This is a genomic window from Cellulosilyticum sp. (assembly GCF_982396655.1).
Genome location: NZ_CEVXFV010000013.1, coordinates 21,149 through 34,906 on the forward strand (window position 1 = coordinate 21,149; position 13,758 = coordinate 34,906).

The 13,758-nt window shown below is 38.5% G+C and carries 10 protein-coding genes and 1 pseudogene; all 11 read right to left on the reverse strand.

What is annotated here, in order from left to right; all coding sequences use genetic code 11:
• Positions 1 to 2: 2 nt before the first annotated feature.
• A pseudogene (locus AC1VAQ_RS07605) lies at positions 3 to 1,100 on the reverse strand (extracellular solute-binding protein); the annotation flags it as partial.
• Positions 1,101 to 1,118: 18 nt separating this feature from the next.
• Complete coding sequence (locus tag AC1VAQ_RS07610; RefSeq protein WP_479903763.1) at positions 1,119 to 1,241, reverse strand: hypothetical protein; 123 nt, start codon at positions 1,239 to 1,241, stop codon at positions 1,119 to 1,121.
• Positions 1,242 to 1,412: 171 nt separating this feature from the next.
• Complete coding sequence (locus AC1VAQ_RS07615) at positions 1,413 to 2,657, reverse strand: extracellular solute-binding protein (RefSeq protein WP_479903764.1); 1,245 nt, start codon at positions 2,655 to 2,657, stop codon at positions 1,413 to 1,415.
• A 324-nt stretch (positions 2,658 to 2,981) separates the two neighbouring features.
• Positions 2,982 to 3,401: a hypothetical protein gene (locus AC1VAQ_RS07620; protein WP_302598272.1), complete on the reverse strand. Its 420-nt coding sequence runs from the start codon at positions 3,399 to 3,401 to the stop codon at positions 2,982 to 2,984.
• Positions 3,402 to 3,421: 20 nt separating this feature from the next.
• Positions 3,422 to 4,045, reverse strand: a complete 624-nt coding sequence (locus AC1VAQ_RS07625) for a nucleotidyltransferase family protein (protein WP_302598271.1) — start codon at positions 4,043 to 4,045, stop codon at positions 3,422 to 3,424.
• A gap of 37 nt (positions 4,046 to 4,082) precedes the next feature.
• On the reverse strand, positions 4,083 to 6,635 hold the full coding sequence (gene xdh / locus AC1VAQ_RS07630; protein ID WP_302598269.1) for a selenium-dependent xanthine dehydrogenase: 2,553 nt from the start codon (positions 6,633 to 6,635) through the stop codon (positions 4,083 to 4,085).
• A 22-nt stretch (positions 6,636 to 6,657) separates the two neighbouring features.
• Complete coding sequence (locus AC1VAQ_RS07635; protein WP_479903765.1) at positions 6,658 to 8,286, reverse strand: N-acyl-D-amino-acid deacylase family protein; 1,629 nt, start codon at positions 8,284 to 8,286, stop codon at positions 6,658 to 6,660.
• Positions 8,287 to 8,299: 13 nt separating this feature from the next.
• Positions 8,300 to 9,484, reverse strand: a complete 1,185-nt coding sequence (locus AC1VAQ_RS07640; protein WP_479903766.1) for a YgeY family selenium metabolism-linked hydrolase — start codon at positions 9,482 to 9,484, stop codon at positions 8,300 to 8,302.
• A gap of 66 nt (positions 9,485 to 9,550) precedes the next feature.
• Entirely contained in the window at positions 9,551 to 10,753 is a 1,203-nt protein-coding gene (dpaL, locus tag AC1VAQ_RS07645) for a diaminopropionate ammonia-lyase (protein ID WP_302598266.1), read from the reverse strand.
• A 1-nt stretch (position 10,754) separates the two neighbouring features.
• Positions 10,755 to 12,404, reverse strand: a complete 1,650-nt coding sequence (locus AC1VAQ_RS07650; RefSeq protein WP_302598265.1) for a selenate reductase — start codon at positions 12,402 to 12,404, stop codon at positions 10,755 to 10,757.
• Positions 12,405 to 12,427: 23 nt separating this feature from the next.
• Positions 12,428 to 13,756, reverse strand: coding sequence for a putative aminohydrolase SsnA (gene ssnA, locus AC1VAQ_RS07655; RefSeq protein WP_302598264.1), 1,329 nt, complete (start codon positions 13,754 to 13,756; stop codon positions 12,428 to 12,430).
• Positions 13,757 to 13,758: the final 2 nt, after the last annotated feature.

Below are 13,758 nucleotides of genomic sequence, written 5' to 3' on the forward strand. Positions count from 1 at the left end.
GATTAATCTACCACTTTCGTGGTAATTGCTTTTACCATTTCATCCATAGTCTGTTGCATACTATCTGTTCCTATATTTCCTGCTACTATATTTTTACCAAATTCAGCAACTGGCTCCCAATATTTTACACCTACTCTTTGTAAACTTGCATATTGCGATTGCTCAATTAACGCTTTTATTGCAGGTGTTTGCTTTACTTCTTCTGCAGAAGCTGCCATTGTATTACTTGGTCCTAATCCTCTTTCTCTAAAACGAAGTGTTTGATTTTCTTCATTTGTAAGCCACTGTGCTAATTTTGCTGCCCATTCCTTTTCATCAGAATAGGCATTTACACCAAGCAGCTTATATCCTGCATAAGATGCTAACTGTACCTGTTTATCTGAAACTGTATAGGTTGGCAATTTCACCGCTGCAAAATCATCTTGCCATACCTACTTCAATTCACTCGCCGCCCATATGCCGCTTACACCTGCTATGACACTTCCATTCTTAGCACCTATAATTAAATCTTTCTCGTCACAACTCATGAAACCAGGATTTTTAGCAATTGCCAACATGGCATTTCCCACATCAACCCCCTTTATCTCCCCTGACTGGCTATTCCAATCACAATAATTTGTAATACCATCTGGATTTAACTCTAATTTAAGACCTGTATTACCAAAGAATGAATAAAGATACCAACCAGAACTCCAATCCATAGTCACTTTTTTGTCTAAAGCACTTGCTACATTTAACATCTTATCTAATGTTGTGACATCTTCTTCTGATAAATACTTTTTATTATAAAACATAAAGTACCCATTATCAGCAGTCATTGGATAAGCATAAATATTTCCATCTATAGATGCCGCCTCCACTGCTCCCTCTACGTTTTCTTCCCTAATTTGGCTTGCTGTTTCTAGCACCTCAACCACCCCAGCAGCAGCGAGTTCCATGAGCTGATCATCTGCAAACGTAAAGACATCTGGCGCTGCTCCTACATCTGCTAGTATTCTGGCCTTACAGTCCCCCTCATCTGCTGACTCTATTATAATGTCAAATGTTGCTTCATCAGCATACTCTGCCTTGAAACTTTCAACCATTTTAGTCAATAACTCTTGTTCATTAGGACCACCTCAAACTGTAAGTTTAACATGCTCTCCCTGTACATTATTATCTTCATGCTGTATCTCTTGGCTACAGCCACTTATTAGCATAAGCGATAATAAGATAGTCATAATAACCTTTATCTTTTTCATATATATCTCCTATATCTCCCTTTATCTTTAATATATATATCGGCAAATAATGTCATTTTTTGTATATGTATTTTTTTTACCAAAATACATATATTGACTTTAGCATTTATATGTCAATATCAATATAATAATATTATTAATTTTAAAAATTTTTGCAACACTCTATTCTTATTAATCTGTTACTTTCATAGTAATTTCTTTTACCATCGTATCCATAAGCTGTTGCATATTATTAGCTGAAGCTCTCCCTTCTACTAAACTTTTACCAAATGTACTTACTGGATCCCAATATTTTGCGCCTACTCTTTGTAAGCTCGCATATGTCGACTGCTCAATTAAAGCCTGAATAGCAGGTGATTGTTTTACTTCTTTTGTAGCTCCCGCTATTTTATTGCTTGGCCCTAATCCTCTCTTTATAAAACGAATTGTCTGATTTTCTTCATTTGTAAGCCATTGTGCTAATTTCATTGCCCATTCTTTTTCTTCTGAATAGGCATTAACACCTATCAACTTGTAGCCTGCATAAGATGCTAACTGTACTTCTTTACCTGCAACTGTATATGTTGGAAGTTTTACTGCCGCAAAATCATCTCCCCAAGCTTGTTGCAATGCATTAGAAACCCATATGCCACTTATACCAGCTATGACACTCCCATCTTTAGCCCCTGCAATTAACTGCTCATCTCCGCCGCTCATAAAGCCTGGATTTTTAGCAATCGCCAACATGGCATTTCCTATATCCACACCTTTTATTTCAGCTGATTTACTATTCCAATCACAATAGTTTGTAAGACCATCTGGATTTAACCCCATTTTAAGTCCTGTATTACCAAAGAATGAGTATAAATACCAACCTGATGTCCAGTCCATTGTTACCTTTTTATTTAACGAACCAGCTACTGAAAGGATTTTGTCAAGTGTTGCTACATCTTGTTGTGATAAATACTTCTTATTGTAAAACATAAAGTAACCATTATCAGCAGTCATCGGATAGGCATAAATTCTTTCATTAATAGTGGCTGCTTCCACAGCTCCCTCTACATTATTTTCTCTTATTTGTGCTTCTGCCTCAATAGGTTCAATGACACCAGCAGCAGCCAATTCCATAAGCTGGTCATCTGCAAATGTAAAGACATCTGGGGCTGCTCCTACATCTGCAAGTATTCTTTCCTTACATGTGCCCTCTTCTTCTGGCTCAATTGTTATTTCAAATGTTGCTTCATCAGCATATTCATTTTTAAAACTTTCAACCATCTCAGCCAATAATTCTTGCTCATTGCTTCCTCCCCATACAGTTAAATTAACAACATCTGTTTGAACTTCTTGTTTTTCTACCTGTATGTTACTACTTTGGCTACATCCACTTAGCATTGTTATAGCTAGTAGTATGGTACTTATTCGTTTTAATTTTCTCATAAATTCCTCCTTACTTCTATTTTTTCTATATATAGACATTTTTAGCAGTATATTATAGATAAAATTAACAATTTTTCAGTGCCTAAATCCTATTTTTTATGAAAATCAGTACATATTCTTCCTTGCTAATCACTAAAAATTCCCCTGTTTTCTAAATGTAAATAAAGTCTGCGATAAAATCAGTATCAAATCATTCCTTTCCTACTCCAAAATAAAAGGACTGTAGCAAGATAGTATTCTAACCTTGCTACAGCCCGTAGTTATTTATTTTTAATATCTTACATACTTGATTCTTATTTTAGTTTTCTCCTTTAACTCCGTACATTAATAAGGGTAGGGGTAAGGATAATAAGGATAGGGTGGCGCATAATAAGGATAAGGTGGTGCATAACGTGGATATGGTAATAAGGATAATGCTAATAAACTAGTCAGTGGTAAATTTCTACGTCTAAACCTTCTAAACCTTCTAGGATTACCATATGGTCCTTGCATACTAAATTGACTTTCATTTTGCCTTTGTACATTAGATTGATTTTCATCATCTTGATATATCGCATCCTCACCCACAAGAACATTAATAGAGGTAGGTTCTACGCTTTCAATAATACCGTCCATCTGACTTCCATCTTGCATGGTTAAAACAACATGGTAAGACAGCATTTTTTTACATTCATTATATAAATTTTGTCCGTCCCGAGTATTATTTCCGCTTATTCGCACTACATCAACTCCTCTCCATATCATAATATTCACCTATACTGAATTTATTCTATATCTTGAAGTATTCTTGAGGATGCAGCTTCTTCTATTTCTTTAAACGCTTCCTTAGTATCTGCATCCATTAAAATTCCCAAATCACTCACCTCGACTCTAACAATAGATTCCTGACAGTTAATTAATGCGCCCTTTAACCCCTGATTGCCATCATATGTGCAAATCTTAGGAACTAAACTGCAATCTATTATAATAGGATGCCCACCTTGCTGCTGATAAACTGGTTTTGCTACTAATGCCTTATATGCCATAAGTGTCCTTAGTGTCTCTACGTTAAAGAGAGGAATATCTCCTGGGGTGAAAAATACCCTTTCACATTGATTGGCAATGGCTTTCAATCCTAGTTTGGCTGAGTCAAACATATCTGTCCCTTGATAATAAGGATTATAGATGCATTTTATCCCTTGTGGTTTTAAATAGGCTTCTAACTTTTCAGCTTGATAACCTGTTACCACAATAATCTGGGTAACGCCTGCTTCCCGCATTGTATCTATACTATACTGAATCATTGGTTTACCAGCTAATAATTTTAATGGTTTAAACGCCTTCATCCTAGAAGATAAGCCTGCTGCTACAATGACTGCACCTATTGATAGTTTAGCTTTTTCTTTCATTTTCCCACACGCCTTCTAATGTTTAATACTTATTTACTCATTTTTTATAAGCTGTATGTTCTAATGGCAGCTTTGTTCTAAAGATGCCATCATATTTATAATATGCGCCTTGTACAGCTGGTGCCGTAGGTATAAGCGTAATCTCCCCTACACCTTTTGCACCATAGGCAAGCTGATCTTTATTTTTTTCAACTAAAATTGTCTCTATCTCTGGTACATTAGGAGCGCGAAAGAGCCCGAGTTGACCATATTTCACACTAGGTTTACCCTCTATGAGCTTTGGATTTTCTGTAAGCCCATAGCCTAGTCCCATCACTACACCGCCTTCTATCTGGCCTTCCACATTCAAAGGGTTAATGACTCTTCCTATATCATGGGCTGCTACCACTTTTTTCACCTTCCCAGCCCCATCTAAAATAACTACTTGAGTAGCATAACCATAAGATAAATGACTCACTGGATTAGGCTTATTAGTCCCTATAGGATCTGTAATCACTGTAAACTCTTCATAATACACCTTCCCCTCTAATTCTTGCAATGTATGCGTTTCTAAATCTTTTTTTAGTTTTAAGGCAGCTCTTCTAGTGGCTTCACCTGTAATAGCCGTTTGCCTAGAGGCTGTACTTGTCCCTGAATCTGGCGTAATATCTGTATCTGGACTTACAACCACAACCTCATTTGCCCTTAAGTGTGTTGCTTCACAGCAAATGGCCCTCATTGTACTTGCAATACCTTGCCCCATGCAAGCTGCACTAGTACGTAAGCTTACCTTGCCCCCTACAATTTTAAGTTTAACGCGTCCTGTATCTGGTACACCTACCCCTAAGCCTGCATTTTTAATCGCACAGGCAATACCGGCATGGTTAAAATTAGCATAATATGTATCTTTTACAGCTTCTAATGTTTCTACAATGGCTGTACTATCATCGGCGATTTGACCATTTGGCAAAACGTCTCCTGGCCGCAGTGCATTTAAATAACGGATTTGATAAGGATCTATTCCTACCTTCTCTGCTAATAAATTTAAGTTACACTCTGTGGCAAATATAGTTTGCGTTACACCAAAACCACGGAAGGCACCGCTTGGCACATTATTGGTATAAACACTGGTACCTATAATATCAATATTTTGATAATTATAAGGCCCTGCTGCATGTGTACAAGCCCTTTGAAGTACAGGTCCTCCTAATGAAGCATAGGCACCTGTATCTGAAATAAGGCGCAGTTTCATAGCTGTCAGTTTCCCCTTTTTATCACAGCCTGTAGTCAGTACCATCTTCATAGGATGACGTTTAGGATGCACCATTAAGCTTTCTTCTCTTGTAAGTGTTACTTGTACTGGAACCTTGGCAATATAAGCAAGTAAAGCTGCATGATGCTGTACGCTCATATCTTCTTTTCCGCCAAAGGCTCCCCCTACATAAGCGCCCCTTACAGTAAGGCAGCTTTCTGAAATACCTAATAAACGTCTAATTTCTCGGTACTCATCATAGATGGACTGTCCCCCTGTATATACCGTTAAATGATCGCCTTCTGGTACTGCTAAGGCGCTTTCTGGTTCTAGAAAAGCATGTTCCTGAGCAGGTGTCTCATAGGTCTTAGTGACCACATAAGCGGAATTTTTCAAAGCTTCTTCCACATTGCCACGCTTAACCTTCTCTACCCGATAGATGTTACCTGTCTCGTGAATTTTATAATCCGTTAAATGCATGGCTTCTTCAGGATCAAAGACCGGGGTTCTTTCCTCATAATCCACCTTAATCAAAGCCTTAATTTCTGCTAATGCCTTCTTGGATTTTGCTGCAACTAAGGCAACTGCATCGCCATAATATCTCGTTTCTTCTCCCACATCTATAAGGGCTGGCCAGTCTTTCGTTAAATGTCCTAAAACTCTCTCCCCAGGTATATCTTTTGCTAAAACAATTGCTACGACCTCAGGATGCGCTAAAGCCTTAGTTAAATCTATAGCTTTGACTAAAGCTCTAGGATATGCTGCTCTTAAGGCACTCCCATAGACCATGCCATCTACTTTAATATCCCCTGCAAACTTCCCTATACCTAAAATCTTATCTTTTGCATCTGGTCTTACACAAGCCTCACCTACTTTGCCAATAGTTTCTTCTAAAATAGGTTCTTCTTCTCTCCTTAGGCATTTTGCGGCTAATCCTATGGCTTTGATAATCTTTTTATATCCTGTGCAGCGACAAATATTGCCTTTTATAGCCTCACCAATCTCAGCCTGAGTAGGATTTAAATTTACGTCCAATAAGGACTTGGCACTAATCACCATTCCTGGTATACAAAAGCCGCATTGTACAGCGCCTACCTTTGAAAAGGCATATTCATAAACCTGCTTTTCTTTTGCACTTAATCCTTCTACGGTAACCAGTGACTTCCCTTCTACTTTGGCAGCAGTTAATAAACATGCCCGCATTTTCTTCCCATCAACTAAAATCATGCAGGCACCACAGGCTCCTTCACCACACCCATTTTTAACAGATGTTAAATCTAATTGGTCCCGTAAATACTCTAATATATTAATATTTTCTTCAACTTGCTGATTCATGTCATTTACCCTAAACGCATACATTTTTCTCACCCCTTTCCTTTTCTTAGTACATGTCCTCCTCGAATCTGTGTCGGTATCCCTTTCCTTTTCTTAGTACATGTCCTCCTCGAATCTGTGTCGGTATCCCTTTCTTGATGGCAAGTTTACCATTTACGATGACATAGACAATGCCTTCTGGTGTTTGCTTTGGGTTTTGGAAGGTTCCTTTATCTTTTACTGTCTCAAAGTCAAATAAAACAAGATCTGCATAATAGCCTTCTTTAATAATGCCTCTTTCTTTAATTCCTATAGCTTGTGCTGCTTTGCCTGTCATTTTATAAATAGCTTCTTCTAAGGTAAGTACTTTCTCTTGTCTGACATATTTACTAAGTACTCTTGGAAAAGCCCCATAAACTCTAGGATGAGGCTTTCCTGAAAGCAAGCCATCGGTACACACATTCATTTCGGGTCTGCTCATAATTGTCTTCACATGTTCTTCTATACCATAAAAGTCCACCATGCCTACTGCATTATTTTCTTCTAACAGTAAATCAAAAGCCGCCTCTAAGGCTTCTTTTCCTCTTTTTTTGCCTAAGCCATCAAGGCTTAACCCTACCACATCTTGATTTTCCTGACTTTCTACACTTGTAATAAAGATGCCTTCTGTTCCTGCAAATTGAATAAAGTTATCCCATCCTGGAATGCCCTTTTCAATATCTTCTTTTATTTTCTTGCGAAGGGCCTTATCTTGCAGACGTTTTACTAATTCTTCTGTCCCCCCATCGTGTACCCAAGGCGGTAAAATCACACCTAGCATCGTGCTACCTGCCACATAGGGATATTGATCAAAGGAAACGTTAACCCCTTCTTTTTTAGCTTCATCCAGCTTTCTAAGCATAGCCTCAAGCTTACCCCAGTTGGACTTGCCGCATACTTTAAAATGAGAAAAATGAACATTGACGCCAGAAGCTTTACCAATCTTAATGATTTCATCCATAGACTCTAAGATATCATCTGCCTCACTTCTTTGATGGACTACAAATACTCCCTTATATGCACTTACAATCTTGCAAAGCGCAATAAGCTCCTCTGCGCCTGCGTAAGCGCAAGGCATATAAATTAGTCCACTAGAAAGCCCATAGCAACCATTTTCCATTTCTTCTCTTACAATGTCACACATTTTCTCTAGTTCCTGTTTTGTAGGTGGCCTATCATCTAATCCCATAGCCTGCATTCTTACATTACCATGAGGTAACAAATACGTTTCATTTAAAGCAGGCTCAGCTGCTTCAATGCACCTTAAATAATTTGCCGTAGTTTCATACTGCCAATCTAAACTTTCATCCTTCCCATCTAATCCTGCTATGTTCTTTTGCCAAGGAGCAATATATTTTAAAGGTAAGGGCGCCATAGAAATACCGTCTTGCCCTAGAACCTCTGTTGTAATTCCCTGCTCTAATTTAGGCAAAAGCTGTGGGCTTGATAAAACCACTAGGTCACTATGACTATGCGTATCAATAAATCCAGGTGCACAAATAAGTCCTGTACCCTCAATGATTTCCACTTTCTCATTTAAAGCAGGCTCACCTATTATAATCTGCTTAATGCGCTCTCCTTCTATATAAATACTTCCTTTATATCGCCCTTTTCCTGTGCCATCGATGATGGTGGCATCTTTGATACATATTCCCATCTTGCCACCACCTTTACTTTAATAATGCTTTTATAATGCCATAGTAACATTCTGTTACTTGTTCTAGCTGGCTAATTTCAATATACTCATCAATGGTATGGGCAAGGCTTTCTAGTGAAGGCCCCATACCAAGTATTTTAATCCCTGCTTCACCTGCATAATGACTGCCATTCGTACAAAAATTATACTGAGTGATTTCTGGCTGAAAGCCCATTTGATTTAGTGTTTCTAAAACATCTTGTATATATTGCTCTTCTTTATCAAATAACCAACCGGGGAAAAATCTCTCTCCTGAAATCTTATGCCCTGTATAGCACGTTTCTTCTCCTATAGCAAAAGACACCTTGGCTTTAAACTGAGGGTCCTCCTTTGCTAGTTCATCAATAATCTTTTGAAGGGGGGCAAGGACGCTTTCCTTTGTCTCTCCTACAAGTAATCTTCTGTCATAAGTCGCCATACAATACTCTGGGACGACAGATGCTCCCGGATAAGGACTTGATTTAATATCAGTGAGTTCTAGAATACCATCACCTAATATATCATGATGAGGTGCCTTAAACTCTTTTATCCTTTCTACCAACTTGCACATACTATAAACCGCATTAACGCCTTTCTCGGGATTAGCAGAATGAGCTGGTACCCCAAAGGTCTCCATCTTCACTTCACCTCTGCCACGCTGCCCAATTTTTAGATTTAAGTTGGATGCCTCGCCAATAATGACATAATCTGGTTTCACCATCTCACTAATGCTTCTGGCCGCAACACCTTCAAAACATTCCTCATGAACTACTCCAGCTACATAAATCTCTCCAGCAAATTCCTTGCCTGTATCTTTAGCAAAGTTAGCTGCAGCCTCCACCATAGCTGCTACAGCTCCTTTCATATCCGAAGTCCCCCTCCCATAAATCTTCCCATCTACAATTTTTCCGCCAAAAGGAGGATATATCCATTTTTCTTCGTCTTCTACAGGTACAGTATCCATATGCCCATCAAACAAAATACGTTTTCCAGGCTTTTTCCCCCTAATCACGCCCACCACATTACCATATCCATCTCGTCTTATCTCATCAAACCCACTTCTCCTAAAATATGCTTCAAGCACTCTAACTACACCTTGCTCTTCCCCAGAATAACTCCTTTCACGAACTAATTCTTGGCACAATGTCGTAACAGCCCTCTTCCTACTCTCACTAAGCATCTTCCTCACTCCTTCCATAAACTCTCTACGCATCTTACTGCTCTTTTTATTTCCTATTCTCTACGCCTATTCTCTAATTCTACTTTCTTCACCTTCCCACACAATCCGTCTATAACTTGCCTTATCTGTATCTCCCTCGGAGTTAAAGCACAAAATAACCGATTCTGCGTTAATGCCTAATGCTATCTTTAAATCTTCAAGCCCTTTGTCTGTCATAATTTCATACATACAACCAAATCCAGCTGCACCACTCTCCCCCGCAATAATACGGAGGTCATCTTTTAAAGGCGACGATAAAACGCGCATCCCATCTGCTGCTGCATAATCCGGACAAGAAATAAAGTGCTCCACATAATCTCTTAAAACATCAACCCCCACAGTTACAGTTTCACCGCAAGCTAAGCCTGCCATAATGGTATGCATATAACCTGTTACAGGATGAATCTTTCCATCATTAATTTTCATCGTTTTAAAAACACAAGCGGCTTCATTAGGTTCTACTATTGTAATCACAGGTTTTTCTTCTCCATAAACATCTGCAAAAAATCCTGCTACTGCTGTTGCAAAAGAACCAACTCCTGCCTGCACAAAAATATGTGTCGGTTTAACCCCCTTAAGCTGCTCATAAACTTCTAAGACCATAGTGGTATAACCTTGCATAATGGCAATAGGAATCTCCTCATAACCTGGCCATGATGTATCTTGAACTAAAACCCAATTATTTTTTGCAGCATGTTTGCTTGCTAAACGCACAGCATCATCATAATTAAAATCTGTAATCTTAACCTTTGCACCTTCTGCTTTAATATGATTCAATCGCTCCATACTACTTCCCTTAGGCATATAAATTACGCAATCTTGCATAAGCTGTTTAGCCGTCCATGCTACGCCTCTTCCATGATTGCCATCTGTAGCTGAAATAAAGGTCATCTTCCCAAGCTTTCTTCTTGTTTCTCTAGAAACAAGTTGCTCATAAGTGAGTTCTTCCTTCTTTATACCTAACTGCTTCGCAATATAACTGCCAATGGCAAAGCTGCCACCTAGCACTTTAAAGGCATTCAGCCCAAAGCGATAAGACTCATCCTTGATATAAATTTCTTTTACCCCCAGCTCCCCTGCCAATGCATTTAATGCTCTTAAAGGTGTTTCCTGATACATAGGGAAACTTTCATGATACTTTTTTGCACTTTGGGCAACTTCTTTTCCCACAAAGCTTACATCGGCTTTAGCTTCTTTTTTACCTTCTCTTGATACAATTTCAAATCCCATATTATAGCCTACCTTCCTTTTTGATTTTACTCACCACTGTCGCTACTAAAGGAGATACACTCTGAAGCTTGCCATCTTTACGATAAGCTAAAATTAGATTTTCACCTTTATGACTTAGTATTACCTCGCACCTACAAAGCACCCCATCATTAGTACTATTCATAAAGCTTTCTTTATCTGTAAAGAGCGTCAATTTCTCTTTGTAGGGGCTATGGCCTCTAATACATTCACAAGCGCAGCACCCACATTCATTACACAAATCATCTATATGTACAATATATTTTTTTCCCTCTATCTGTACTGCCACATTCGCCCGATTAGGACAAACATCCATGCAGTTCTCACACTTACTGCACAGCATGTCATATGCCTTAGACCTTTTAAATAAGTGTGTTGCTTTATAATCATAATCTTTATCTAAAACTGCTGCCTCAGCTAATGCCTTAAGTTTTTCTACTTGAAGTCTACCACTTACCTGCTCTTCACTTTTATCCTCTCTTCTGCTTGCCTTTATTAATCGAGATAAATTTTTATATCCCCCTGGTTTTAATAAAAATGAAGACACCGTAATAGGAAAAACGCCCGTTTCTAATAATGCTTTTATATTACTTGTATCAATACCGCCAGAATATGATATTTTGATATCACCTCTAAAATATTTTGCCAGTTCATAGGTGACTCCCATTGCTATAGGATAAAGTATGGGACCAGACATATACATCGCTTCACCCATTAGCTCCTGATGCTGAATACAAACAGGTAAAGTATTGGTCAGTTTAATCCCAAATGTACGCTGACATACTTTTGCAACCTGTTGCAAATCTGCTATGAGCTTCTGAACCTCACCAAGATTTAAATCCTTTTCAAACATTTCCCCGACAAAGCGAACATCTTCATAACCTTTGGCATCTAAGATTTGTCTTATTTTTTCTTCCCCTAACAAGGTCGGATTTAATTTCACATAAGTATGAAGGCCCTTTTCCTTCATTAAATAAGTAGCAATTTCCTCAATCTCTTCCTTCTTACATCCATGTAACGTTGATAATGTCACTGTGTCTGAAATCCTGTCACAACAGAGTATCTCATCTATTTCTAAGTCACTTAGTCCCCAAAGCTTCTGGCCATTTGTTCTAATGTAGCGACAGTCCTTTTGCCACTCTTCTGATAAACTGGCCTTTTTCATTGTTTCTATAAAGGCATCTACCTTAGCGGATTTAATTCCCTCTAAGTCATAGCCCACACTCATAATGAAATGAACATCTTCTAATGGTCTAAGACCTAAAACTCTACTTAAAACACCTATTAATAAATAAGCCTTGATATATTCATCTCCAGCTTCTTTAATTGTCAGTTCTGTGGACCACTCTGTGTTATAAACTTCATACCCTACATAAATACAAGGCTTTGTAATATTTAGTGCCTTACCCTCTAAAACCTGTACTGTCTTAAGTTCAAAATAAGTGGCGCCTGCTGCATAGGCACAAATAATATTAGTCGCGAGCTGTGTATGTGGCCCCGCTGCTGGTCCTATAGGCACCTCCTCTGTCGTCTCTATAACCGGCACCCCATAAAATGATTTACTTTGATTATATTCTGCCATAAGACTCTGAATCATCTTTTCAAATAACATAGGCCGCATTTTATCACGCATTGTCTCTCCCCTCCTTCTAACGCCTAATCTAATCTTTTCCAAAACGCTGCTACTTGCTGCCTACACGCTGCAAGTAATTCCTTTTCATCTATCCCCATTATCTGTCTATGCAGCATAACAATTTGACCATTTATAATTGTCGTATCAGTCATTGCCCCCTGCATGCCAAACATAAGGTGTCCATTAATATTTTCTGCTGTCATAGGGGTATAAGGTGTATAATCCATCATTATAAGGTCCGCCTTAGCCCCTTGTTTTAAAATACCAATAGGACACTCAAACACCTTACTTGCCATTTCACTATTATGCTGAAATAAACACCTGCAAGCTTCATCAAATCCTCTATTTGGCAAACCTCGCTGATGTTTCTGCAAAATATTGGCCACCTTTAGAGATTCAAGCATATCATTGGTATAACCATCTGTACCAAGTCCTACTCTTAAGCCTTCATCTAACATGCCAATAATATCTGGTGCCCCTACTGCATTATTCATATTAGACTCTGGATTATGAATAACTGTGGTCTTCGTTTCTTTTAAAAGCTTTCTGTCTTCCTTGTCTATATGGATGCAGTGACCTGCCAACGTATCTTTTCCTAATATCTCTTCATCAAACAATCTTCTTACCACAGACTTCCCATAGCGCTCTTTACTAAAGCCTGCATCATACCTACCTTCTGCAATATGGATATGATATCCTGCACCAAAGACATTTTCTTTTCTAACCTGCGCCAATGTTTCATCACTTAATGTAAATGAGGCATGAAGGCCTATTAGTCCTTTAACCATATCACTTGCCATTGCCTTGGCATATGCTATAAAGGCTATATTCTCTTCTATGGCTTCCCTCGTCTTCTCACTCCCCTCACGGTCTGAAATTTCATAAGCTAGACATGTTCTCACATGTAATTTTTGAGCTGCCTTTTCAATCTCAAACAAGCTACCTACTACACTGCCATAACTGGCATGATGATCAATAACAGTGGTTACGCCATTTTTAATACATTCTATATACGTTACTAACGCACTATAATACACTTCTTCTAGTGAAAGATGATGGTCAATTTTCCACCATAAGCTTTTTAGCGTTTCTATAAAATTTTGAGGTACAGGCCCCTTCAAATGAAGCCCTCTTGCAAAGGCACTATAAATATGGGTATGCCCATTAATAAAGCCAGGCATAATGACCTTTCCCTTTGCATCTATAATGTCACTTTCTGGATACTTTGATCTGACCTTCTCAAAAGGTCCGACTTCCGTAATCTCCGTCCCTTCTATTACAACAGCACCATTTGTATAATAAGGTTTTATTTCATCTCTTGTTATAACGGGTCCATTTCCTATAATTATCATGC